This window comes from Maribacter stanieri, assembly GCF_900112245.1.
GTDB classification, from domain to species: Bacteria; Bacteroidota; Bacteroidia; order Flavobacteriales; family Flavobacteriaceae; genus Maribacter; species Maribacter stanieri.
The window spans coordinates 573,041-596,855 of record NZ_FOYX01000003.1; the positions used below are offsets into that span (position 1 = coordinate 573,041).

Annotated in this window: 24 protein-coding genes; 8 read left to right on the top strand and 16 right to left on the bottom strand. The window is 33.6% G+C overall.

Features of this window, described 5'->3' with window-relative positions:
* Nucleotides 1–84: 84 nt before the first annotated feature.
* Nucleotides 85–1,707 carry a PhoX family protein gene (locus BM296_RS16215; protein WP_143099092.1) on the top strand — a complete coding sequence of 541 codons (1,623 nt, stop codon included), beginning with the start codon at nucleotides 85–87 and terminating at the stop codon, nucleotides 1,705–1,707.
* A gap of 75 nt (nucleotides 1,708–1,782) precedes the next feature.
* Nucleotides 1,783–3,615 carry a cytochrome-c peroxidase gene (locus tag BM296_RS16220; protein WP_091904522.1) on the top strand — a complete coding sequence of 611 codons (1,833 nt, stop codon included), beginning with the start codon at nucleotides 1,783–1,785 and terminating at the stop codon, nucleotides 3,613–3,615.
* Here BM296_RS16220 and BM296_RS16225 read toward each other — a convergent pair.
* From BM296_RS16225 to BM296_RS16235, 3 genes are read right to left on the bottom strand one after another with little or no spacing between them, the layout of a single operon-like run.
* The gene (locus BM296_RS16225) at nucleotides 3,612–4,376 is read right to left on the bottom strand and encodes a TIGR02757 family protein (protein WP_091904524.1); all 765 of its coding nucleotides are present in this window, start codon (nucleotides 4,374–4,376) and stop codon (nucleotides 3,612–3,614) included. The genes BM296_RS16220 and BM296_RS16225 overlap by 4 nt on opposite strands.
* Nucleotides 4,373–4,930: a CPBP family intramembrane glutamic endopeptidase gene (locus tag BM296_RS16230; RefSeq protein WP_091904526.1), complete on the bottom strand. Its 558-nt coding sequence runs from the start codon at nucleotides 4,928–4,930 to the stop codon at nucleotides 4,373–4,375. Before BM296_RS16230 ends, BM296_RS16225 begins: the two co-directional genes overlap by 4 nt.
* A gap of 10 nt (nucleotides 4,931–4,940) precedes the next feature.
* Nucleotides 4,941–5,621 (bottom strand): ABC transporter ATP-binding protein, encoded by a 681-nt coding sequence (locus BM296_RS16235; RefSeq protein ID WP_027066872.1) that lies wholly within the window; start codon nucleotides 5,619–5,621, stop codon nucleotides 4,941–4,943.
* 231 nt (nucleotides 5,622–5,852) lie between these two features.
* On the opposite strand from BM296_RS16235, the gene folE reads away from it, so the two are divergent.
* From folE to BM296_RS16255, 4 genes are all read left to right on the top strand, one after another.
* Nucleotides 5,853–6,452 carry a GTP cyclohydrolase I FolE gene (gene folE, locus BM296_RS16240; RefSeq protein WP_027066873.1) on the top strand — a complete coding sequence of 200 codons (600 nt, stop codon included), beginning with the start codon at nucleotides 5,853–5,855 and terminating at the stop codon, nucleotides 6,450–6,452.
* A gap of 83 nt (nucleotides 6,453–6,535) precedes the next feature.
* Complete coding sequence (locus BM296_RS16245) at nucleotides 6,536–6,835, top strand: hypothetical protein (protein ID WP_027066874.1); 300 nt, start codon at nucleotides 6,536–6,538, stop codon at nucleotides 6,833–6,835.
* 54 nt (nucleotides 6,836–6,889) lie between these two features.
* The gene (locus tag BM296_RS16250) at nucleotides 6,890–8,110 is read left to right on the top strand and encodes a sulfite oxidase (protein ID WP_091904528.1); all 1,221 of its coding nucleotides are present in this window, start codon (nucleotides 6,890–6,892) and stop codon (nucleotides 8,108–8,110) included.
* A complete protein-coding gene (locus tag BM296_RS16255; protein WP_091904530.1) occupies nucleotides 8,111–8,599 on the top strand; it encodes a monoheme cytochrome C in 489 nt (162 codons plus the stop codon).
* A 62-nt stretch (nucleotides 8,600–8,661) separates the two neighbouring features.
* Here the strand turns inward: BM296_RS16255 and BM296_RS16260 are convergent, their stop codons facing one another.
* The 9 genes from BM296_RS16260 to BM296_RS16300 all read right to left on the bottom strand — a co-directional run bounded on the left by BM296_RS16260 (nucleotide 8,662) and on the right by BM296_RS16300 (nucleotide 16,855).
* Nucleotides 8,662–9,216, bottom strand: a complete 555-nt coding sequence (locus tag BM296_RS16260; RefSeq protein WP_091904903.1) for a type 1 periplasmic binding fold superfamily protein — start codon at nucleotides 9,214–9,216, stop codon at nucleotides 8,662–8,664.
* Between the two features lie 34 nt (nucleotides 9,217–9,250).
* Complete coding sequence (locus BM296_RS16265; RefSeq protein ID WP_091904532.1) at nucleotides 9,251–11,644, bottom strand: TonB-dependent receptor; 2,394 nt, start codon at nucleotides 11,642–11,644, stop codon at nucleotides 9,251–9,253.
* A gap of 65 nt (nucleotides 11,645–11,709) precedes the next feature.
* Nucleotides 11,710–11,949 (bottom strand): hypothetical protein, encoded by a 240-nt coding sequence (locus BM296_RS16270; RefSeq protein ID WP_218157896.1) that lies wholly within the window; start codon nucleotides 11,947–11,949, stop codon nucleotides 11,710–11,712.
* A gap of 121 nt (nucleotides 11,950–12,070) precedes the next feature.
* Nucleotides 12,071–12,385: a DUF6787 family protein gene (locus BM296_RS16275; protein ID WP_091904534.1), complete on the bottom strand. Its 315-nt coding sequence runs from the start codon at nucleotides 12,383–12,385 to the stop codon at nucleotides 12,071–12,073.
* Nucleotides 12,386–12,415: 30 nt separating this feature from the next.
* On the bottom strand, nucleotides 12,416–12,874 hold the full coding sequence (locus tag BM296_RS16280) for a DUF6146 family protein (RefSeq protein WP_091904536.1): 459 nt from the start codon (nucleotides 12,872–12,874) through the stop codon (nucleotides 12,416–12,418).
* Nucleotides 12,875–12,939: 65 nt separating this feature from the next.
* Nucleotides 12,940–13,572: a DUF937 domain-containing protein gene (locus BM296_RS16285; RefSeq protein WP_027066882.1), complete on the bottom strand. Its 633-nt coding sequence runs from the start codon at nucleotides 13,570–13,572 to the stop codon at nucleotides 12,940–12,942.
* A gap of 69 nt (nucleotides 13,573–13,641) precedes the next feature.
* On the bottom strand, nucleotides 13,642–14,592 hold the full coding sequence (locus BM296_RS16290; protein ID WP_091904538.1) for a D-2-hydroxyacid dehydrogenase: 951 nt from the start codon (nucleotides 14,590–14,592) through the stop codon (nucleotides 13,642–13,644).
* A gap of 62 nt (nucleotides 14,593–14,654) precedes the next feature.
* Complete coding sequence (serC, locus tag BM296_RS16295; RefSeq protein ID WP_091904540.1) at nucleotides 14,655–15,719, bottom strand: 3-phosphoserine/phosphohydroxythreonine transaminase; 1,065 nt, start codon at nucleotides 15,717–15,719, stop codon at nucleotides 14,655–14,657.
* Nucleotides 15,720–15,790: 71 nt separating this feature from the next.
* A complete protein-coding gene (locus tag BM296_RS16300; RefSeq protein WP_091904542.1) occupies nucleotides 15,791–16,855 on the bottom strand; it encodes an acyl-CoA reductase in 1,065 nt (354 codons plus the stop codon).
* 89 nt (nucleotides 16,856–16,944) lie between these two features.
* Here BM296_RS16300 and BM296_RS16305 point away from each other — a divergent pair, with 89 nt between their 5' ends.
* Complete coding sequence (locus BM296_RS16305) at nucleotides 16,945–17,295, top strand: 4Fe-4S dicluster domain-containing protein (RefSeq protein ID WP_027066886.1); 351 nt, start codon at nucleotides 16,945–16,947, stop codon at nucleotides 17,293–17,295.
* A gap of 169 nt (nucleotides 17,296–17,464) precedes the next feature.
* Here the strand turns inward: BM296_RS16305 and BM296_RS16310 are convergent, their stop codons facing one another.
* Genes BM296_RS16310 through BM296_RS16320 form a run of 3 tightly spaced genes read right to left on the bottom strand, consistent with a single transcriptional unit; the run spans nucleotide 17,465 to nucleotide 22,231 of the window.
* Nucleotides 17,465–20,566: a TonB-dependent receptor gene (locus tag BM296_RS16310; protein WP_282179800.1), complete on the bottom strand. Its 3,102-nt coding sequence runs from the start codon at nucleotides 20,564–20,566 to the stop codon at nucleotides 17,465–17,467.
* Nucleotides 20,567–20,581: 15 nt separating this feature from the next.
* Nucleotides 20,582–21,595: a FecR family protein gene (locus BM296_RS16315; RefSeq protein ID WP_091904544.1), complete on the bottom strand. Its 1,014-nt coding sequence runs from the start codon at nucleotides 21,593–21,595 to the stop codon at nucleotides 20,582–20,584.
* 57 nt (nucleotides 21,596–21,652) lie between these two features.
* Nucleotides 21,653–22,231, bottom strand: a complete 579-nt coding sequence (locus BM296_RS16320; RefSeq protein WP_091904546.1) for an RNA polymerase sigma factor — start codon at nucleotides 22,229–22,231, stop codon at nucleotides 21,653–21,655.
* A 199-nt stretch (nucleotides 22,232–22,430) separates the two neighbouring features.
* Here BM296_RS16320 and ychF point away from each other — a divergent pair, with 199 nt between their 5' ends.
* Nucleotides 22,431–23,525, top strand: a complete 1,095-nt coding sequence (ychF, locus tag BM296_RS16325; RefSeq protein ID WP_091904548.1) for a redox-regulated ATPase YchF — start codon at nucleotides 22,431–22,433, stop codon at nucleotides 23,523–23,525.
* Here the strand turns inward: ychF and BM296_RS16330 are convergent.
* Nucleotides 23,522–23,815 carry a chaperone modulator CbpM gene (locus BM296_RS16330; RefSeq protein ID WP_091904550.1) on the bottom strand — a complete coding sequence of 98 codons (294 nt, stop codon included), beginning with the start codon at nucleotides 23,813–23,815 and terminating at the stop codon, nucleotides 23,522–23,524. The two genes, ychF and BM296_RS16330, sit on opposite strands and share 4 nt — an antisense overlap.

Here is a 23,815-nt window from a genome sequence, read left to right on the forward strand (position 1 = left end):
TCATCAATTGCTAATTTTCAGTGAACCTTTCTAAAAGGTTGTCGGTATAGTTTTGGACTTTATAACCTAAAAACTATATTGATAATGAAAAAATCAAAAAATTTACTAATTAAAGCATTGTTTCTTTCTTTTCTAGGAATGGCCGTAATGAGCTGTGATGGAGAAGATGGTGTTGATGGTACCAATGGTATTGACGGTGTTGATGGTGTAGACGGCGCCGATGGAGCAGATGGCTCAGATGGTGCGGATGGGCAAGATTTAACCTTGTCAGAGTCAATACCTTTAACCAGTTCTGTAACACCAAATGAAATTTTTGAACTTAAAGGCGCGTTTGCAGGTTCTGCGAATTTGAATATGATTATGTCTTCTGCCGATATTTTAGAATCAGATTCTACTTTCGTTTATGGTTCTTATATGGATGGTGCAGCATTATTTCCAACAGAAGACGGTAACTATGCATTAATTAATAATTTAGAAGCAGATTATTCAATAGCGAGAATAATGTTGAATTCTGAACTTCAGCCACTACAAGGAGATTATATAGTAAACTCTACGGCAACTGCCTTTACAGCTATGTGTTCTGGTTCTGCAATTACGGTTGAAGAGCATGGTTTTGGACCTTTATATCTTTCTGGTGGTGAATGGGGCGGAAATGCCAAGGGTGTTTATAAAGTAAATCCATTTAGAGCTAAAGAGAATAGAGTAGAGGTAGAAAGATTACCTGCCTTGGGCGAATGGTCTACGGAAAATGCCGTTGCCATTGGTAAAGATGCATACACTTCGCAAACTGTTATATTCATGGGTGATGACCATAGCGATAATACCTACCCACAAGCTCATTTTGGAATGTATGTTGGTGCTAGAGGAGATTTATATGGTGGTAAATTATATGTACTTAGAGGTAAAAATCCTATTGAATCTTTACCTGGTGAAGGCGGACAGTTATTTGAAATGGGTATGGCTGAAGATATTGCTTACGATGTTGAGTGGGTAGAGGTTACCGAGCGAACAATTGATGAGCTAAATCAAGAAGCAATAGATCTTTCTGCTATTGGTTTTCAGAGAATTGAAGATATTGATTGGAGAAGAGGTTCTGCAGAAGCTAACAGGGAAGTTTACTTTAATGCTACTGGTAGAATTCGTGGAGATAATCCAGATTTAAATCTTAGAGGTACAGGTTTTGGTCGTGTATACAAATTAGAGCTTAATGAAAATGACCCTACTGGCGATGCAGTTTTAACGGTAGTTGTTGATGGTGATGTTGAAGGTGGTAAAGGTGACGGTATGCACTCTCCCGATAATATTATGGTTACAGAAAACTATGCATATATACAAGAAGATCCAAATGGGTATGCAGACTTAAATGCTGATATAACAGGTTTTGCCAAACTTTGGCAATTAGATTTGAATACAGGTGCTTTTGTTGAAGTAATGGAATGTAACCAAACTGTTGCTGCAGGATTAGGAATTGGTAATACCACCAGTATGTGGGAAATTACAGGTCTTTTTGATGTAACTGATATAATTGGAGCTTCTGAACCAACTTTTATTGGTGGTGCTCAAGTTCATGGATGGAATTACAGTACAACACCCGAGACTGCCGTAAGAGCAGACGGACTTAAATTTGTTGATCCAACTGCAATTAGTGAGGGTAGTGCATCTTTAGAAGGATCCGTTCTTTTTAAATTGACAGGTTTACCTAGATAAATATTTTTATAATATCATATTAAAAGGTTCCCAATTAAGGGAACCTTTTCTATTCACAAATTTTTTTCTAGTACTATGAAGGCAATACAAATTATATTAATTTTTATTGGACTATTTGTTTCTTTTATATCGTGTAATGATAGTAAGATTACATCTAAACAAATGGTGTCAAATGATAAAGAATCCATGTTTAACGATGCTATTCGTAATTACTATTTTATCACATTAGATAGTACTTCGCACTATATGCTTCAAATTGATACGCTGAATTCTCTGGCTAAAAACAAAGAATTGTTTTTAAAAAGTAGGGAATGGTACAAGAGGGTAGAGCCTATGCTTATTGCTTATGATTATGAAAATTATCTTTCTATGAACGCGCCAAATTTATTGAAGGTTGAGATAGATGATTATCAAGATATAAAAATCCAAAATCCTAAAAGTTATCAGGTTTTGGAGGAGCTTTTGTATTCAGAGGATAGTATTTCGAATAAAGAGTTACATTCTGTCTTAACATATTTAAAAGTTAGAATACCATTCGTAAAAAAGAACCATATTCTTATAACCCAAAGAGATCGACATCATCTTAAAATGATTCGTGATGCTATTGTAAACATAGCAGCGAAGGGAATTACAGGATTTGATTCCCCAATGTTGGCGAATTCATTAAACGAAGCGGTTTATAATTATGATTCTTTAGATAATATTATCGAAATTTATAAAGACGCGTTTTCTAATACAGAACTTTATAGACAATGGAAAATTGAAATTTCGTCAGCCATAAAAGTTTTAAAAAAATCAAATTTCGATGATTTTAACCGTTATAACTTTATAAAAGAGCATACCAATAATCAACTTAAATTAGTAAATGAAACAGCTAAAGATTGGAATATTGACTTAAGTACTTCTCGTTCTTTAAATCCGAAAATATCAAACCTCTTTGATAAAAATTTCTTCAACATGAAGATGTTTTCATTACAAAGATCACCTGAAATTACTGAGGAAAGAATAGCATTAGGGCAACAATTATTTAATGATCAATCTTTATCAAGTTCAGAAACTATTAGTTGTGCAACGTGTCATATCAAGGAAAAAGCTTTTACTGATGGTCATATAAAAGCAATTGGTGTTAATGGTGAAGAATTACAGCGTAACTCGCCAACATTAACCTATACAGTTTACCAACGTTCGCTTTTTTATGATGGTAGGGCAGATGGTCTTGAGGACCAAATAGTTGGTGTAACCAATAATGAAAATGAATTTCATATAGATTTAAATAAATTAGAAGAAAAAATACAACAGAATCCTAATTATAAAAATCTGTTCGCTGCTTTGTATGATGGGCAAATAACAAATATGAATGTTAGAAATGCTATAGCTACATACATTCGTAGTCTTGCTCCATTCGATTCGAAATTTGACAGAAATATGAATGATTTAGAAGATACGATGACTACTGAAGAAATTAACGGATTTAATTTATTTATGGGCAAGGCAGCTTGTGCAACCTGTCATTTTCCTCCGGCATTTAATGGTACCGTACCTCCTAAGTATATGGAGACGGAGTTTGAAAATCTAGGAGTTCCTAAAAACGCTAGTTTTGACAATCCTGTGTTAGATGATGACTTAGGTCAATTTTTTCCTTATAAAGTAAATGAAAAGAAACATTTCTTTAAAACTTCAACTGTACGTAATGTAGAATTGACAGGACCTTATATGCATAATGGTGTATATCAAACTCTAGAAGAAGTGGTTCAGTTTTACAATGTGGGCGGTGGTCAAGGTATGGGGTTAGATGTGCCGTTACAGACCTTACCTTCAGATTCTTTGAATTTAACCGATATAGAATCTAAAGCTATTATTGCTTTTATGAAAACATTGACGGATCAGCAGTACAAGACTAACAATTAGAATTTTTCAAAAACTCCTAATCCAAATAATGCAAAATCATATTTAACTGGATCCAAAGGGTCCAGTTTTCTTAGGTTTTTGTCTAATTCTGCTAGAGCTTTAGCGTCGTTCTGTTTACGTTTTAATAGACCTAATTTTCTAGCTACGTTTCCAGAATGTACATCTAAAGGACAAGATAATTTAGCGGGGCTGATGTTTTTCCAGATTCCGAAATCCACGTTTGTAGCTGCATCCCTTACCATCCATCGCAAAAACATATTTATTCTTTTAGCAGCAGATCCTTTTAAGGGGTCAGAAACATGTTTGGTTGTCCTTTGCTCATACGGAATTTCAAAAAATATTTCTTTAAATTTTGAAATTGTGGGCTGTAGTGAATCACGGTCTTGATGATTTGTAAAAACACCTTCTAAACCATTGTGTTTGGTATATATGTTTTTAAGACTTTGTATAAAAAAGGTTAAATCAATGTCGTTGAATGTTCTGTGTACAAAACCGGCTAAATTTTCTAAATCATCATCTGAGTAATTCATCACAAAATCATACGGGCTTTGACCCATTTTGTCCATTAGCTTATGAGAATTATTAATGATACTTTTCCTATTGCCCCAGGCAATAGTTGCTGTTAAAAAAGCACTAATCTCAATATCCTCTTTTTTATTAAAGAGGTGGGGTATTTGTATAGGGTCAGTTTCTAAGAATTCAGGATTATTATACTGAACAACCTTCTCATCAAGAAACATTTTTAATTCACTTTTTGTCATTCAATAGGGATATCTAATAGTTGCATGATCAATACGGGGACGATTAAAACCATGTTATAACAGGCATGTAAAGCCATAGACCAAATAAGACCAAAACGTACTCTAATATACCCCAAAAGAAAACCAATACTAATTTGCGGCGCTACTAATAGTGGAGAGAATAGAAGTACCTGCTTGGTCATTTCAAAGTTGCTTATGTGCATAAACCCGAAAAGAACTGTAAATAAATAAAAAGCAATTTTAAAGAATTTCGAATTTTTGAAAAAGACAAGTGGTCCTCTAAAAAAGAGTTCTTCGAAAAAAGGGGCTATTATTACGGCTAGGAAAAAGATCATCATTACCGTATAATTTTCGAACAGATCATCTATAGCATGTTTACCTAAATTTAGGTGAAGTATATTTTCTACTACACTGGCGATAATTAAAAGTATGATGCTAGTACATAATGCCAAGACCAATAACTTAACAAAGGTTCTTAATTTATGTGTTATAGATGTATTCGCATCCCGCATGTAAACAGGTTGCTTTGCAAATAATAAAAGTTCGTTTAGCATGTGTTTTGGCTTATGCTAAAATGATTTCTTTATCTACAATTTTACCATCTACCATGGTTAATTTACGGTCTGCCATTTCAGCTAACTCACTGTTGTGCGTAACAATAACAAAAGTCTGACCAAATTTTTCTCTTAATTCAAAAAACAGTTTGTGAAGATTGTCTGCACTTTCAGAATCTAAATTACCACTTGGTTCGTCTGCAAATATGATAGAAGGATTATTTATTAAGGCACGTGCCACTGCAACTCGTTGTTGCTCACCACCTGACAGTTCTGATGGTTTATGGTCATATCGATGAGATAGACCTAAGAAATCTAAAAGCTCTTTTGCTCTTTTTTCAGCATCAGATTTGGGTGTTTTTTTGATAAATGCAGGTAAACAAACATTTTCTATTGCTGTAAATTCAGGTAGTAATTGATGAAATTGAAAGATAAATCCAATATGTTCATTTCTAAATTTAGCAAGATCTTTATCATTTAGATTAGTTGTCTCTATGTTGTTGATCAATAGGGTGCTATCTTTTCTATTGGACTGAATATCTAATGTGCCCAAAATTTGTAATAAAGTTGTTTTACCTGCCCCAGATGCGCCAACAATAGAAACAATTTCTCCTTTTTTAATGTGAAGGTCAACTCCCTTTAGAACCTCTAATTCTCCGTAATATTTATGAATGTTAGAAGCTTTTATCATGTGAAGGGTTTGTTTTTAATACTAATTCGTTGAAATTCAAAATTAATCAAAAAGAAGCACGTTAAAAATAGAATTTCTCTTTTACTTCTTTAGCTAGTTGATAATGGTACTTTATAGTTTTATGTTATAATGTAATCTTAACTATTTATGATATTTTTATGTTTCATGATGAAAGAATATACTAAATTTGTTCAACCTAAATTTAATTAGGTTAAACATTAAATGCATTTTATGTCCCCTTATAAAAACTTAGAAGAATACAATCTTGAAATTACCGATGAAGTAAAAAGTAGATACTCGTCTATTATTGATGAAATTGGTGAAGATGTGGAAAGAGAAGGTTTGGTTAAAACACCTGAGCGTGCAGCAAAGGCTATGTTATTTCTAACCCAGGGGTATCAGCAAGATGCAGTTGAAATATTAAAAGGTGCAATGTTCAAAGAATCATATGATGATATGGTGATTATAAAAGATATTGAACTTTATTCTTTATGTGAGCATCATATGTTACCATTTTTTGGAAAAGCTCATATAGCGTATATTCCTAATGGTCATATAGTTGGGCTAAGTAAAATACCACGAGTAGTTGATGTTTTTGCAAGAAGATTACAAGTGCAAGAACGCCTTACACATGATATTTTAGAATGTATCAACAATACATTAAAACCTAAAGGAGTAGCGGTTGTAATTGAGGCTTCTCACATGTGTATGATGATGCGTGGTGTTCAAAAACAAAATTCTGTAACTACTACTTCAGGGTTCAGAGGTCAGTTTGAAAAAATAGAGACCAGAAATGAATTTTTAAAGTTGATAAGCGCTAAACTTTCTTAATTAAGAGACGAACTACCTTTTGTTTATTTTGAAATTTTGGCATCTTTGTTGCATTCTTTATAAAGAATAACTAATTTTTAAGTATGTCAATTTTAAAAAATAAAAAATACAAGCAACTATTAATGGGCTTGCTTTTTGACGGCATCGGGATGCTGTCTTTTGTAATACCTTTTGTAGGGGAATTTTCTGATATTGTATGGGCTCCATTATCCGCATGGTTAATGACACGTATGTATAAGGGTAAAGTAGGGCAGGCTGCCGGTATATTTACTTTCGTTGAAGAAATTATCCCAGGTTTTGATATAATACCTTCTTTTACCTTAATGTGGTTATATACTTATGTATTTAAGGGAGCCAAAAAAGGACAAACAATAGAAGTGTAAAGCATACTTTTATTTTTAGCAAAAACCTTAACTTTAACTCAAATTACGTACGTTTTGAAGAGAAGAAGTTTTGTTGCCAAATCTAGCTTAGGTGGTTTAGCTGCCTTATTAGGTGTAGAAATCGTATTTAAAGATTTAATGCCAGATGGTTACGTTCCTGTAGCCTTACAAGATACAGATCCATTTAAATTGTTCTATAAGGACAAGGATATGGTGGTACTTAACGACAAGCCTTGGAACATAGAAGCTCAAGCACATCTTTTAGATGATAAAATAACTCCAAACAAGTCCATATTCATAAGAAATAACGGACTCATACCCGAAGATATAGATGTTGATAACTGGACTCTTACCATAGATGGGGAGTCGGTTATACAAGAAAAAACATATTCACTTTCAGAATTAAAATCGAAGTTTAAGCAATATACCTATCAACTTACATTAGAATGTGGTGGTAATGGTAGAAGCGAGTTTGATCCTCCGGCAAAAGGTAATCAATGGACAATTGGTGCTGTTTATTGCGCTAGTTGGACAGGAGTTAGATTGCGTGATGTTTTAGAGGATGTTGGTATTAAAGAGGATGCCGTATATTTTGGTTATCATGCAGCAGACGTTCATTTGAGTAGGGATCCAAATAAAGAGCCTATTTCTAGAGGGGCACCAATGTCAAAGGCATTGCAAGATGAAACTATTCTTGCATTTAAAATGAATGGTGAAGATATTCCTATAGCCCATGGTTATCCGTTGCGTGTAATTGCTGGTGGCTGGCCAGCATCGGTTTCAGGAAAATGGTTGCAACGTTTAAGTATTAGGAATATAGTGCATGATGGTACTAAAATGACAGGAACAGCTTACAGAGTACCATGTAAACCGGTTGCGCCTGGAGAAAAAGTGGCAGATGAAGATATGTGTATTATTGAATCTATGCCTGTGAAATCCCTAATTACATATCCTAAATCTGGAGCAACACTTTCTCTTGGAAAAAAATTGAATATTAGAGGTCATGCGTGGGCTGGTGAGCTAGAAGTTTCTAAAATGGAATACTCTATAGATTTTGGTGCTACTTGGAAGGTATGTACAATTGAGAAACCAGCCAATCGATTAGCATGGCAACATTTTTCTGCAAAGATTTCTTTTCCACAAGAAGGTTACTATGAAGTCTGGGCTAGAGCAACAGATTCAAATGGTGTTAGCCAGCCAATGTTATTGCCAGGTTGGAATCCCAAAGGATATTTAAATAATGCTTGTCATAGAATAGCTGTAAAAATAGCATAAATGAAAAAGCATACTAATGAAAAGCTGAAATTAGCATTTCAAGAATTGTATCGGAAAATATTAATGATTTTTGCAGTAATTGCTATTGGCGCTATCATATTAGTCTATTTTATGGTGGACCCAAGTTTGTCAGTATTTAGAGATGATGAACCCAAAACAGAAATAGTTGTTTTACCTGAAACGAATGATGAATTTGATAAGATTGAAAATGGAATTCATGTTCGTACCGGTTTTGTTGAAGCACCTGGTATGATGGAGACTGTCCAAAATTGTACCAATTGCCACTCTTCTAAGTTAGTTATACAAAATAGAATGGATGAAGAGCGCTGGAAATCGACTATTAAGTGGATGCAAGAAACACAAAACCTTTGGGATTTGGGAGAGAATGAAGAAGTGATAATTAATTATCTAGTAACTAATTATCCACCCAGAAAAAAGGGTAGAAGAGAAGTATTGACAGATATAGAGTGGTATCAATTAGAAGAATAGAAAATATTAAAAAAGCCTTTGAATTTCTATTCAAAGGCTTTTTTAATATTAATAATTTTTTCTTATTCTACTACTACTGTAAAAGTTTGAGCAATGTCAGTCTCTCCTCCAGCTTCTGTCAAATTACCATCGTTTGGTTTTGTTGGCTCATGACGTAAAGTAATAGTTATGGTACCTGAACCTGCATCGCCTGTAGTTAATTCAAATTCAAGTCCTATTGGATTTCCGTCAGCATCTTCATCGGTATAAGCAACTTCTGCAAGAGAACCGGTTAGGCTAAAGAAAAACTGGTGTTCATTAGATTCTTCAGCTACTTCTTCTGTTATATCTTCTGCAGGAGTTTCTGTTTCGTTCAATAGCTCAATACTACCTACATAGGTTGTATTTGCAGTTAAATTATCTGCAGTAATAATAGGAGCATTTGGTCCATCTCCATCTAAATCTTGAGATTGAAATGTTGCAGTACCATCAGCACTTGTTAAGGTAACCGTCATTGTAGTAATAATTTCTTCTTCGTTTACTATTTCTGGCGTATCATCATCACTAGAACATGATGTCAAAACTGTTGCCATTAAGCTTAATGCTAAAACTGTTTTTAAGGTTTTGTTTCTTCTCATAGTTGTACTTGTTTTCATTTGTTAGTAATTATTATTAATAGTTAAATATTAAGCGCAGACTTATATTTCTGCCCATGTCGTCTACAAAATATCGTTGGCGATTTAAATAATCACGATAATTGGTATTTAATAGGTTGCTTGCAGTAAGACCTACAGTTAAATCATTTTTGTTTTTAAGTGTAAAAGATGCTTCGGTATTTAGGGATAAAAGGTGATAAGCATCTGGTGGTGTATTGATATCTAAAATCACATTTTCTTGCTGTTCGGGTGAAAAGACCTCAATATTATCTGGAAATCTCGTTTGTTCGAATACATACTGACTTTCTAGACTTACAAGAAAATTATTCCATTTAGGAATTGTATATGTAATACTATTTGTAAAGTTTGCTGCAGGTATGTTTATCAGCGGTGTGTCTGTTTCTGTATCAGTACCTTTTACCCATGCAAACTTGTGGTCTGTTCTAACTTTAGAAGACCAATTGTTGTATAAGGATGCATCAACACCCAATAGAATGGCATCGGTTTGACGATAAGACCATATAGGGAAAGCACCTCTTATAGTAAATTCTACACCGGTTGGTTCAACAAGTATAAAGTCTTTCATACTATTTAGAAAAGGAGCGAAAGTATAGCCCCATTTACTGGTATTTCTTTCTAAGGATACAGATAGTTTAGATGACGTCTCGCTCTTAATTCTTAAATCGCCCAATTCTATACGTGCTGCAGAGTGGTGTAGCCCGTCACTAAATAATTCTGAAGGATTGGGTGCCCTTTGGGAGTATGCATAATTAAAACGTAAATGATCTTTGTCATTTAATTCATAATGAAACCCTGCAGTACCAGAGAAATTATGGTAGTCGAAAACAGGATTAACAAGTAATTGTGTGCCTAAGTCTTCGATAATTATATCTGCAAAATCTACATCATAACCACGTTCTTCCCATCGTGAAACTCTATAGAATTTTTTTGAATCTATTCTGCTAAAGTCATAACGAGCACCTGCATCTAACGTCCAATCCTTGTTTAGTTCATAGCTACCAATTGCAAATAGTCCGAAATCGTATTTGTCGTAATCAGGTATCAGTCTTCTTACACCTGTATCAGGATTTGCAAAGTTAGTTTGATATCTACCTAACGCGCCCACCTTGAGGTAAAAACCTTCTTTAGCGTCAAATTTTATATTGGTTAAAACAGAATGTGTTGTCAGTTTCAAGTCTAATGATGCTTTATCTGCATCATCACCTACACGAATATCATATTCAAACCTTCTATTTTGTTGAAAATCATATTGTGTGGTCCATTTTCCAAAACCTTCGAATCTTCGGTAATAACTAAGTTTTCCTAAATGATGGGTTACCTCTTGGTAGGGTTGGGTAATATCATAAGTAAAATCATTTATAACACTAGGTACATCACTATTAATAGCGTTTATTAGATCATCTACATTACCAATATGAGAGGCTCTTAATATGCCAATCTCTGAATTAAAGTACGAGTAATAGCCCTCCCAGCCTTGTTTAAAATCGCGCTTTCCAACATTTAGAGATAAACCACTTTCGTTGATACCGGTGTTTGAAAGTATATAATCTGGAGCTTCTAAATCTCCTAATTTTTTATATGATCCTTGTGCTTTAATATATAGACCAGACTTATACGATTTGGTCAACGAAGATGTAACATTACCACCACGACCATTAGACGATAAGTTTAATTGTGTTTTACCAAACAAAGAATCTGTTCTAATAACAGGTAACGGTTCTAATACAATTACTCCGCCTATGGCGTCACCACCGTATTCAATTGCTGCAGCGCCTTTAATGACACTAATATTTTGGTTAGCATTGACATCGACATTTGGGGCATGTTCTTCTCCCCACTCCATGTCTTGCATGCGAACGTTATTGTTTAGAATTAAGATTCTACTACCGTTTAAACCTTGTATTATTGGTTTAACAATGTTACCACCAGTATTTAATGTGGATACACCTACAATTTTCTTAAGTGCATCGCCTAAACTATTACCACTATTTCGCTCTATATCTTTTACCGATAAAATATTCTCTTGTGCAGAATTGGTGCTTTTGGGAACATCACCAATTACTTTTACCTCATTTAGCTTTTCTAAATGGTGTTCTAGCCTAATCTCCGAAAAAGTATTGCCATTTATTGTTACGGTAACAAATTTGGTAGTACACTCTGGATGTGATATTTCTAATTCTAAAACTCCATCACACAAGTTTTTAAAAGTAAATTTTCCATTTTCTTTAGAAACTGTTGAAAGATTTTTACCTGTGATATTAATAGTTGCTCCACTCAACGTGCTGTTGTCATGGAAATCAACTATTTCTCCTAGTAATATTGAATTGCAATCTTGAGCATAAATAAATGAGCTACAAAAGATTGCGAAAACATATAAATAATATTTCATTATATAAGTTTTACGCGAGTATGTATCGATTTAAAATTAAATCGATTTAATTATTGGAAAGTATACTAATTGAAAGGAGGAGGTCTACCAAATATGGCATACTGAAAATAAAACGAAGGTGCCTCAAAAACCAAAGGCGATAGTTTTTTACCAGTAAAAATAATAACCGATAAAAGGACTAGCATTAAAATGGCTACGAAAGTAAATTCAGAATTTTGATTCTGAACGGCCAAATCACAAATACTACAGTTCTCTATAGTATCTACGGTATTGTCTTGATGAGTATAAACATGAAAAGAAGTCACCTTGATTAGCATTAAGCTAAGCAGGATAAATAAAGAAATATATGTAAATATTGAACTCTTCACTTCGCTAAAATACTAAAAGAAGTAGAACTGAATGTTAAATAAAACCTAACAAAAAGAATTAAAATAAGAATCCAAGCCCAATTCTTTTAAGCATCTTTTTTTCAAATGCCCAAAAGAATTTAAATTGACCAAATAACCACCCGTAAATTACCAATAGTACTTGATAAAAGGGAAAAATTAATAGAATTCGCAAAATCCAGTATAAAGTACTTCCCCACCAAACATCTGGAAAATTAGCTTGGTGTAGGCCAATTAAATTTAAAAAAGGTTTAGCTACATAAACAGAAGATGAACCTGTAATAGCAAATACAATAAAGATGATGGTTAATTGGAAATTACTGGTTACACCCCAGCGCTCTTTTAATTTTTGCATGACTAGTATTAAAAGCGACAAATATACTTTTTAAATACGGGGTACAAAAGGTCCTAGGCGTTGATTGTATTTTCTTTGAAAATATATGAAGTAATTATAGAGTTTGTAATTAACCTCGTAACCGTAATCTATTTGCTGTGAATAATCTATGCGAAGTTCATATAAATTTGGATTAAATCGAGAAGGTTGTAATACCCTATTATTCCATTCTAATACCATAATGTTATTTCTGTTTTCAAGAAAATTTTGAGAATAGTATCCCTCAGGTTTTGCAATTGAACTTAACCAAGTAGTAAAGCCAGGTTCAATTATAATAATCTCATATTCTGTTTTTTCACTAGAAATTGTAATGGTATCTTCTTGTACTTGTTTAAAAGTGTTTTCTTCACTTTCGGTAATGGACAAAGAGTCTTTTGTTGTGCTACAGTTTATAAATAATAGAGTAGTAACACTTAAAATCAGTAAACTATAAAATGTATTCTTTTTCATAGAATATAAGATACAAAAAAAGCCGCTTGCAAAAGCAAACGGCTTATATTAAAAGGTTTAGAATCTTATTTACCAAAAAGACCTCCTAAAAGACCTCCAAGACCACCTTGTTTTTTATTGCTTCCCATTACCATACCGGCAACGTCATCTAAGATGCTACCGTCACCATCAGCATCTAATAAAGTTGTTATTAAGCTTTGGTTTTCTTGTGGTTGTCCACCTAGCATGCTACCAAGTAAGGCATTCATACCATTACTGTCGCTAACGTTACTTTGTGCTGTTTGCTTCCCTAAAAAGCCCATTACTATAGGAGCTGCTATTTTTAATATTTGAGCAACCGAACCAGCGTCCAATCCAGATTTTGCACTCAAAGCACTTTCAACCTGTGGTTGCTTGTTACCAAAGACATGACCAAGAATACCAGCGCCATCAGACATAACGCTGTCATCAACACCACCGCCGAAAAGACCGCCTAAGTTATCTAAAATGCCACCACTATGTTTACTAGATAAAGCACTCATTAAACCTTGAGCACCTTCTGGTGTTGATACATTCTTTTTCATAGCACCTAGAATTAATGGCATTGCCATACTAAGTACGTTTGCGGTTTTATCTTCAGGTTGATTTGTTTGTCCTGCTACACCACTTATTAATTGTTGCCCCATTGGGCTATTTAATAAATCTAATAATCCTGCCATTGTAATAGTTAATTTAATGTTTATGCTGTAAAATACGAAAAAGAGTCAACATTATAAGGTATTGAGCACCTATTTTAATAATGAAATTATTTGCTCTGCCAATTCTAAGCCTATTCTTTCTTGTGCTTCAAGTGTTGCAGCGCCAATATGTGGTGATAGTGATATGCTTGAATGCATCAATATTTTTATTTCAGGATTTGGTTCTGATTCATAAACATCTAATCCTGCGAATGATACCGAACCATTTTCCAAAGCTTCAATAAGGGCAACCTCGTCTAAAACTCCACCACGTGCAGCATTTACAATACCGACACCCTTTTTCATTTGAGCAAACTCGGTTTTACCTAATACATAATTATCTTGCCCCGGTATATGTAATGATATATAATCGGCTTTTTCAAGTAAATCTGACTTTTTGCTACTTTTTAAATCGAAAGTCATTTTTTGACCGTCAAAGAAAGAAAGATCAATTTTAGTTTCTTTAACTTCTGGATCGAAATATATAACATTCATACCCACCCCAATAGCAAGCTTTGCTGTAGCTTGACCGATATTGCCAAAGCCAAAAATACCCAAAGTCTTCCCTCGTAGTTCAGTACCTTTAGAATAAGATTTTTTTAACCCTTTAAAATTGCTGTCTCCTTCTAAAGGCATGTTTCTATTTGCATCGTATAAAAAACGAGCACCACCAAAAAGATGTGCAAAGACCAGCTCAGCAACAGATTCTGACGACGCTGCAGGAGTATTAATAACATGAATGTCTTTTGCTTTTGCGTAATCAACATCAATATTATCCATACCAACACCACCTCTTCCTATTAATTTAAGAGTAGGGCAGGCGTCAATTAATTCTTTTCTAACCTTAGTTGCGCTACGCACTAATAAAGCATCTACCTTTTTATCATTAATATAATTAGCCAACTGTTCTTGAGCAACAGTGGTTGTTAACACGTCAAAACCGGCTTTCTCTAAAGCGGCAATACCGTTTTGAGAAATACCATCATTCGCTAATATCTTCATATGTTTTACTAAAATTTAATTGTTGAGCGAAATATTAATTACGGAACTAGGTAATTTCTATTTTATCCTTTTCGTTCCATTTCACTCATTACATCTACCAATACACCAACACTCTCTAAAGAAAGCGCGTTGTACATGCTAGCTCTATAACCACCAACAGAACGGTGACCATTTAATCCATTAACTCCAGCTTCTTTTAACATCTCGTCAAAAGTTGATTTTAAAACTTCATCGGTGATATTAAATGTAGCATTCATTAAAGAACGATCTTCAATATTTGCATATCCTTCAAATACAGGATTCAAGTCTATCTCTGAATATAATAATCTTGCTTTCTTTTCATTTTCTTCTTCAATAGCAGAAATACCACCACGGCTTTTAAGCCATTCTAAAGTAAGCATGGATGTATAAACAGCAAATACAGAAGGAGTATTAAACATACTATCTTTTGATATATGCGATTTATAATCTAACATAGATGGTATTTTTCTAGAAACCTTGCCTAGAATATCATCCTTAACAACAACCAAGGTTGTACCTGCAGGTCCCATATTCTTTTGGGCACCAGCGTATATTAAATCGAATTGAGAGAAATCTAGACTTCTAGAGAAGATGTCAGAACTCATATCGCAAATTAATGGTGCGTCAGTTTTTGGGAATTTTTTGAATTGTGTACCGTATATGGTATTATTAGAAGTAAGGTGTAGATAATCTAAGCCTTTTGGCACGGTATATCCCTTAGGAATATATTTGAAATCTTCATCTTTAGATGAACCTACTTCAACAACCTCACCAAACAATCTAGCCTCTTTAATTGCTTTATCGCTCCAAGTACCTGTATTAAGATACCCTGCTTTGTTCTCCAGTAAATTATAAGCGACCATTAAAAATTGTAAACTAGCACCACCTTGTAGAAAAAGTGCTGTATAACCTTTATCCTTTAGGTCAAGCAGTTCTAAAGCCAATGATCTTGCTTTTTCCATTACTGCAACAAAATCTTTGCTTCTATGTGAAATTTCTATAAGTGAAAGTCCAGAACCGTTGAAGTCCATAACAGCTTCAGAAGCCTTTAACAATACTTCTTTTGGTAATATACAAGGACCAGCGCTAAAATTATGTTTTTTCATTTTGTGTGTAATTTAAGGATGCAAATGTCAGGATTTTTTAAAGATTTTTAGGTAAAGTTGGGTATTAAATTCTATGATGTTCTTAATAGAAATTCAATAGTGTCTACACCATCTGCGTAATCATTTAACGATGGTTTTTGTGTTTTACCAAATAATACTTCATTCTCTATAAAACCTGAAGCAACAATGCATTGAATTTTATCTTCTTCTTTTTTAAGCTTAGTTTTCAAGGCGTCAGTATCCTCGTAATACTCGTAAAACAAAGAAGCAATAGGAGAACCGAAGCTTTCTTCTTCCTTTAGAATTAGAAAACCATTATCTAAAATTTTGAACTCGCTCATAAGGTAAACTGCTTTGTTGTAGTCGTAATTATTTGCGTATTTATTATGATTTACAATGTCATTGTATGGAAAAATTGCTTTGAAAAAAGTATCAATATTATAACTTTTCGGAATATAGATTTTAGAAACACTTCTACAGCCAAGACCAAAGTATCTAAAAATATCCTCTCCCAAAGCAGTCAGATCTTCGGTTGTTTCATCACCATTTAAAACAGCAACTGAATTTCTGTTTTTACGAATTATATTAGGTTTTTTACCAAAATAATATTCAAAATATCTAGCGGTGTTGTTACTTCCGGTTGCAATTACGGCATCATAATGACCTAACTTTTCTTTTGTAAATGAAACGCGATCAACAAAATATGGTTCAATTTCTTTTAGATACTCAATTATAAGGGGAATAAGTTTTTGATCATTACTAGATAATTTTACCAATGCCTTATTTCCTGTAATTAAAACACATAATAGATCGTGGAAGCCTACTAGAGGAATATTTCCGGCCATAATAAGTGCAACCACTTTTTCACTATTTGCATTTAAATCATACTGCTCTAACCAGGCATCCAGATTTTCTTTGGTTAATGCAATACTCCATTCTTTAAAGGCATGAATACAATTTTCTTCTGTAAACCATCCATTATAATGTTTTGCTCTCTCAATTTCTGTTTTAAACAAAGCAATCAACTTATCATTTAAATGATCTGATATGGTGTTTGTTTCTATTAAATCACAAAATTTACTTAGAAATTTTCCAAGTTTAACAAAAGCTTCTATACTAAGGTTGCTATGGGTCATTATATTTGTATACTAATTCACTAGGAATTACCTTTGTGCAAAAATAAGCATGCCCGTTCTTTTTTGGGCATTTTAATGTAGAAGAAATTATGGCAATTATAATAACAGACGAATGTATAAATTGTGGGGCTTGTGAACCTGAATGTCCAAACACTGCAATTTATGAAGGTGCAGATGAATGGCGTTACAGTGATGGAACCTCTTTAAAAGGTGGTGTTGTTTTGCCAAATGGCAAGGAAGTTGATGCAGATGAAGTTCAAGAGCCTATAAGTGATGAAGTTTACTATATCTCTCCAGATAAATGTACAGAATGTGTTGGTTTTCATGAAGAGCCACAATGTGCTGCTGTTTGTCCTGTAGATTGTTGTGTGCCAGATGATGACCATGTTGAAACCGAAGAAGTACTTTTGGCTAAGCAACGTTTTATGCACCCAGAGTAAGAGAAATTTTTACTTTTATTGGAATACCAATTTTTTGAGTTTATGCAGTAAGTGGAAATTGTTCGTTAATTGATTTTATTTATATTGAAAGAACTCAACATATTTGTACTAAAACAAAAAAGCTACCTAAATTAATAGGTAGCTTTTTTTTTAAATAAACTAAATCAAACTAAAATTTATAATTCAATGATAAGTTGAACATTGTACCTAATTGGCTAAAGTGATAACCATCATACGTCATTTGAGAATAACGTTGGTTGAAAGTTATTAAGTTAGATTGGTTTTGAGTCTGAGCAGCATCAGCTAAAATAGCATCACCTGCAGCGTTTTTAGACTTAAAGCTCCATTCAGGTAAAACATTCAATAAATTATTAATGTTTAACGCTAATGTCAATTTATCTGTTGCACTAAAATTAATACCTAAATCAGTTACAATCTTTGGAGTAAATTCAGTGAATAGATTATTGTCTAAACCTTGTTGTTGAAATGTTGTTTTACCGAAATATGTATTATTAAGAGAGAAACCGAATTTGTTAATATCATAGTTAGCTCCTAAAATCCATTTAGTTTCTGGTCTAGATGTAAAGAACAAAGCTTCTTGAGTTTCGTTTACAACAGATTGACCAGAGTTAGCTACTAATGGTACATCTTTTACAGCTCCATCTCTTTCATTTTGAATAGTGTAGTTACCAGATAAATTCAAATCTAAATTTCCTTCACCAATTTCTATTCCTTTATACGCAAGAACCACATCAATACCCGAAGTTTTAGTATCTATTGCATTTGAAAAGAAACTTACATCACTCAAGTTATTGTTAGTTAACAAGATGTCAAGCGGGTTTGTTGCATCACCACTTGGACCTATCTCAGAACCTAAAACAATTCTGTCTTTTACTGCTATATTGTAGTAATCAAATGTATAACTGAATTTGTTATCAATTTTACCACCAAAACCAATTGTAAAGTTGGTTGATGTTTCAGCATCTAATTGTGGAATTCCTAATAATTTAGCTTGTGTAGATACATTATTTATTAAACCACCAACTTGAATACCTTGTCCAGGTACAAAGCTATATTGAGCTTTCTGAGTGTAAATCTGGTGTAGGGTAGGAGCTCTAAATCCTGAAGATATAGACCCTCTTAATGTGAATGCATCACTAACTTTATAACGTGAACTGAATTTGTAAACAAAAGCATTACCGAAATCAGAATAGTTTTCAGTTCTTACAGTACCACTTAAAAGGAAGGCATCTGTTACATCATAATCTAAACTTAAGTATCCACCAATATTGTAACGGTTGAATTTACCTGCATTTTGAGGAGAAGCACCTGCAAATGAATCTGCACCACCACCATCATAAGAAGCTAACTCACCTTCAATTACTTCAAAAGTTTCAGTTCTGAACTCAGCACCAACACCAATACTTACTTTATCAGAAAGTAATCTTGATATATCAATGTTACCTACATTGTGAGAAAACTTTGTTCCTCCTGGATCAAATGATTGCTGACTATTTTCTCTGTATAGTTCAGAACCTTCTGTAATTTCACCATCATCAACAACACCATTTCCATTTGCATCAACCCAAGTTGAAGGAGAATAAACAACATTTCTGTTGTGCGTATTGTTTACCTTATACGTTTGAGTATTACCACCAGTTGTAAAACTTGCATCAAGATTCCAATCGTTAATAACGGACTTAAAGCCTATTGTTGCATTATAATCACTCAACTCACCTTCAAATGTTGGTACATAGCCATCATATCCACCAGCTGTATTTGGATTGTCTCCTGGGAAAAAGTCAGCTAAATATGGAAAATCATCTACAGTTCTCCAATACGGTGTTCTATAATTAGCAAAACTATTTACAGCCTTGTATACATAAGCCGCATTACCATACATAGAAGTATTTTCACTTAAGTCATAACCGAGGTTAACAGAAAATTTAGCTGCTGCTGTTTCTGGAGAACCATTTATATTTCCAGCATCAGGTCTTCTAGATAAGAACTCTTGTACATCTGCTATAGAAGCACCAAAATCAGCCGCTTCACCTGCAGCATTTACCGTACCTGGTCTATTTGCTTGATTTACTTTTGAAAGGTCAATAGTATAATTTATAAAACCTTTGTCCTCACCTATAGATGAACCATTGTTTAAAGCAACACCGAACATTTCGCCATCACCTTCAGAAGTGATTCCTGTTCTTACTGTTGCAGAACCTTCGTTAGGAGAATCTTTTAATATAATGTTCATTACACCTGCAATTGCATCAGAACCATACTGAGCGGAAGCACCATCGCGTAAGATTTCAACTCTTTTTATCGCATCTGTTGGTATTGCAGATATATCAGCACCTGTTTCACCACGTCCTGGAGATGTTTGTGTATATAATAGAGCACTTAAGTTTTTACGCTTACCGTTAATTAATATTAATGTTCTTGAAGGACCCATGTTTCTAATTTCATATGGATCTAATAAAGAAGTTGCATCGTTAACCGGAGTTTGTACGGTATTAAAAGATGGTATTCTGTACTGTAAAGCTTTATCAAAAGTAGCTTGACCAGTTGAACTCAAATCTTTAGCACCAATAACATCAACGGGTAAAGGAGTGTCAGCATTACTTCTTGGAGCGGTACGAGAACCAACAACAATAAATTCATCTAACTGCATTCCTTCAGATAGTTGAACATTGATTACGTTCTTACCTAGTGTTGAGATTTCCTGTGTTGCAAAACCAATATAACTAAATACTAATTTTGTGTCATCTGTTATGTTTATAGTATAGTTACCATCAAAATCTGAAGTAGTACCATTTGTAGTACCTTTTTCTAAAATGTTAACTCCTGCTAAAGGCATACCAGAATCATCTGTTACCTTACCAGAAATGCTATTTTGTACAACTTTGTTTAATGTCGTAGCAGAAATTCCATTAACAGTAGAATTGATTTTTAAAACCTTTGCTCTTTCAGGCTTTTTATGGTAAACCACATAATATTTGTTACCAAGGTATTCAAAATCAAAACTAGTCTTGCGTTCTAGTTTATTAATGATTTTGTCTAAAACAGGAAATTTATACTCCTCAGGATTTAGACTTGTTGTTGACACCAACGTTGGATTGTATGTAAAAAACACTTCGTGTTTTGCGCTGATCTCATTTAGAAATTCGCTAAGGGTCACGTTTTCCTTGAGTTCATTAGCTGCCGTTGCACTGGTGATGCTTGAAAAAAGCATTACTGCAAGCAGCAATCTCATTAGTTTGTTCGTTCTCATAAATAAATAGTTTAGTTAATAAATAGGGTTTTCTTGTACTCGTAATATATTTCCTTTGTTAATAATTCTAGTTCCTGTAGCCTTTTCTATAGCTGCAATACATATTTTTAGATTCTGGTTTGGTATACCACCTGAAATAGGAATTTGTTTTAAGGAGTCTGATGAATATTCTACTTCAAGTCCGTATGTTGATTCTAGATTGAGCATGACATCTTCAAGTGGAATCTCGTTAAAGGCATAGGTGCCACCACGCCAGAGTGCGTAGGGAGTTTTAATATCTACTTTTTTGTGTACTAGTTTTTCACTATCATTTGAGAATGACACCATTTCGCCAGGTATCATTTTAGTTACTTCTCCATTTTTGAATTCTAAGTGAATAGAACCTTCATCAAGTACTACATTTGTTTTTTGCTTTCTAGTGTTCACGTGAAATTGAGTGCCCAGTACTTCGACTTTTAAATCGTTTGTTACTACCCAAAATTTAGCATTTGTACTAGGTATTGGTTTTACCTTAAAATAGGCTTCCCCTTTTAGGTGTAATAATCTTGGATTGTCATTTTCGTAAGAGATTTCAGAATTACCATTAAGAACTACTGATGTGCCATCCGGTAATTTTAAATCTATAATTTCCCCAAAATTAGTTTTGTGAATTGTTGTGGATTGATTTGTGAAATATGCAAAGCTTGTATAACTGATAAGTACTAGTAATACAGCAGCTGCACTGGTAAAAATTACACTGTTTAATGATCGTGATTTTTTTGTTTTCTTATTTGTAGAGGAATCAATATCTAGTTTAGGTAAAATTTCTGAAAGTGCATTATTTACTTTATCGCTACTAGGATAATTTTGATTAAAATTAATTCCTGTAACTATCGATTTGGCATTCTCGACAGTTTCTAAATATTCTGGGTGGCTTTGTATCCAATTATTCCAATACGTAATATCATTTTTGTTTAGACCTTTTGCCCAATTTTTAAATGACGCATCTGTTAAGAAATACTGTAAATCGAATTTGTGTTTGTTGTCCATTTAGTAAGGTGTTCCATTTATAAGAGTTTTAATTCTTAAAAATATACCCTACTATTTTCAACTTTTTTTTAAAATATTTTTAATTTGTTGATTTTCAGATGCTTTTCGAAGTTTTGATAATGCTTTTTGTAGTACATTTAAAACACTTTGGTAGTTCATATCCATTACTTCTGCAATGTCAGAGCTATTCATTCCACTATAATATTTTAAATAAAGAACTTCTTTTTGTCTTGGAGAAAGGTTGTTAATTAAGTTGGCTAGGGTAGAGGTACAAAGAAACTGTATCTCCTGATGTATGGAAATCTCTTCAGCAGAAAAAGTAAAGTTTGTTTTAAAAAGTTGCGCTTCAGATATTGGAAGGTTTTTTTGATTTTTTTGAAGTTGTTTAATTAACCTTCTTTTAAAGGATACAAATAAGTATGCTTTAAGGTTTTTAATTGAATTTTCTTTTTCCCGATCTTCAAATAATTGAATAAAAAAGTTTTGAAGGCAATCTTCTGTGATTTCTTGGTTGTTGCTCAACTTTAAACCATATACATGTAATTGTGGGTAGTATTTTTTAAAAAGTAGACTAAAGCCGTTAGCCTCGCCTTTTTTAAAGAAATACCATATTGTTTCATCTGAATGAAGTTCCATAAATTTCACATGTTCTACCGCCAAAGTAAGAAATAATTCTTAAAATATGTTAAAATTAGATATTTTAACTATCCTACGTCTAAAATATTTGAGTATTATATAAATAAAGTGTATAAAATTTCAAAAAAGTTATACTGCGATTTTGAGCGTAAAATATTTAAGTAAAAACTATATTTGCATCCTCGAAATATTCTTAATTATGAAAGCAGGTATTGTAGGATTACCAAACGTAGGTAAATCAACACTTTTTAATTGTTTGTCTAATGCGAAAGCACAAAGTGCAAATTTTCCATTTTGTACTATTGAGCCAAATATAGGTGTGGTGAATGTGCCGGACTCAAGATTAGAGAAATTAGAAGAATTAGTGAATCCAGAAAGGGTTTTGCCAGCAACAGTTGAGATTGTTGATATAGCGGGACTTGTAAAAGGTGCTAGTAAGGGAGAAGGATTAGGAAATCAGTTTTTAGGAAACATTAGGGAAACGGATGCTATATTACATGTACTTCGTTGTTTTGATAATGACAACATTGTTCATGTTGATGGTAATGTAAATCCTATTAGAGATAAGGAAACTATAGATATGGAGCTTCAGTTGAAAGATTTGGAGACCGTTGACAAGAAACTAGAGAAAGTTAAAAGAGCTGCTAGAACGGGTAATAAAGAAGCTCAAAAAGAAGAGGCGGTTTTACTAGCAATTAAAACTGGACTTGAGGCAGGGACATCTGTTAGGGCAATTAAAATTGATGAGGAATCTAGAATTGAATTCGTTAAGCCTCTTCAATTTATTACAGATAAACCGGTTATGTACGTTTGTAACGTTGATGAAGATGGAGCAGTTACTGGTAATGCTTATGTAGAAAAAGTAAAGGAAATGGTTGCAGCTGAAAATGCAGAAGTTATTTTCTTGGCTGTTGGTACTGAAGCTGATATTACGGAATTAGAAACGTATGAGGAGCGTCAAATGTTTTTAGAAGATTTAGGTTTGGAAGAGCCTGGTTCCGCTAAATTAATTCGTGGAGCATACAAATTATTAGATTTGGAAACTTATTTCACGGCTGGTGTAAAAGAAGTTCGTGCCTGGACTATACCTGTTGGCGCAACTGCACCGCAAGCAGCGGGAGTTATTCATACAGATTTTGAAAAAGGTTTTATTAGAGCTGAAGTTATCGCTTATGATGACTATGTTACTTTTGGTAGTGAGGCAAAAGTAAAAGAAGCCGGTAAAATGAGAGTAGAAGGTAAGGAGTACATCGTTAAGGATGGAGATGTTATGCATTTCCGTTTTAACGTCTAGTGCTCGTAAATAGTCAACCGATCTCGCAACAATTTTAATTCTTGTTCTAATCGGTTGACTTTCTCTAACATATGGTTTATGGTGTCTATGCCTTCCATATTTATTCCTAGTTCATTGCGTAATCTGTATATACGTTCTATTTCAACAATATACTGGGGTTCAACATATTTTTTGTCTTCAATTTGCTGTACCTCTATCATTTCAAATTCTAGAAGGTCGTCTATAAATTCAACAGGCGTTTGTGTCCGTTTGCAATACAGCTCTATTTGTATATAGTTTTCTGAATCCAT

Coding starts and splice junctions, on each gene's coding strand:
- BM296_RS16215 (WP_143099092.1), top strand. CDS start 85: ATGAAAAAATCAAAAAATTTACTAATTAAAGCATTGTTTCTTTCTTTT.
- BM296_RS16220 (WP_091904522.1), top strand. CDS start 1,783: ATGAAGGCAATACAAATTATATTAATTTTTATTGGACTATTTGTTTCT.
- BM296_RS16225 (WP_091904524.1), bottom strand. CDS start 4,376: ATGACAAAAAGTGAATTAAAAATGTTTCTTGATGAGAAGGTTGTTCAG.
- BM296_RS16230 (WP_091904526.1), bottom strand. CDS start 4,930: ATGCTAAACGAACTTTTATTATTTGCAAAGCAACCTGTTTACATGCGG.
- BM296_RS16235 (WP_027066872.1), bottom strand. CDS start 5,621: ATGATAAAAGCTTCTAACATTCATAAATATTACGGAGAATTAGAGGTT.
- folE (WP_027066873.1), top strand. CDS start 5,853: ATGTCCCCTTATAAAAACTTAGAAGAATACAATCTTGAAATTACCGAT.
- BM296_RS16245 (WP_027066874.1), top strand. CDS start 6,536: ATGTCAATTTTAAAAAATAAAAAATACAAGCAACTATTAATGGGCTTG.
- BM296_RS16255 (WP_091904530.1), top strand. CDS start 8,111: ATGAAAAAGCATACTAATGAAAAGCTGAAATTAGCATTTCAAGAATTG.
- BM296_RS16260 (WP_091904903.1), bottom strand. CDS start 9,216: ATGAGAAGAAACAAAACCTTAAAAACAGTTTTAGCATTAAGCTTAATG.
- BM296_RS16265 (WP_091904532.1), bottom strand. CDS start 11,644: ATGAAATATTATTTATATGTTTTCGCAATCTTTTGTAGCTCATTTATT.
- BM296_RS16275 (WP_091904534.1), bottom strand. CDS start 12,385: ATGCAAAAATTAAAAGAGCGCTGGGGTGTAACCAGTAATTTCCAATTA.
- BM296_RS16280 (WP_091904536.1), bottom strand. CDS start 12,874: ATGAAAAAGAATACATTTTATAGTTTACTGATTTTAAGTGTTACTACT.
- BM296_RS16285 (WP_027066882.1), bottom strand. CDS start 13,572: ATGGCAGGATTATTAGATTTATTAAATAGCCCAATGGGGCAACAATTA.
- BM296_RS16290 (WP_091904538.1), bottom strand. CDS start 14,592: ATGAAGATATTAGCGAATGATGGTATTTCTCAAAACGGTATTGCCGCT.
- serC (WP_091904540.1), bottom strand. CDS start 15,719: ATGAAAAAACATAATTTTAGCGCTGGTCCTTGTATATTACCAAAAGAA.
- BM296_RS16300 (WP_091904542.1), bottom strand. CDS start 16,855: ATGACCCATAGCAACCTTAGTATAGAAGCTTTTGTTAAACTTGGAAAA.
- BM296_RS16305 (WP_027066886.1), top strand. CDS start 16,945: ATGGCAATTATAATAACAGACGAATGTATAAATTGTGGGGCTTGTGAA.
- BM296_RS16310 (WP_282179800.1), bottom strand. CDS start 20,566: ATGAGAACGAACAAACTAATGAGATTGCTGCTTGCAGTAATGCTTTTT.
- BM296_RS16315 (WP_091904544.1), bottom strand. CDS start 21,595: ATGGACAACAAACACAAATTCGATTTACAGTATTTCTTAACAGATGCG.
- BM296_RS16320 (WP_091904546.1), bottom strand. CDS start 22,231: ATGGAACTTCATTCAGATGAAACAATATGGTATTTCTTTAAAAAAGGC.
- ychF (WP_091904548.1), top strand. CDS start 22,431: ATGAAAGCAGGTATTGTAGGATTACCAAACGTAGGTAAATCAACACTT.
- BM296_RS16330 (WP_091904550.1), bottom strand. CDS start 23,815: ATGGATTCAGAAAACTATATACAAATAGAGCTGTATTGCAAACGGACA.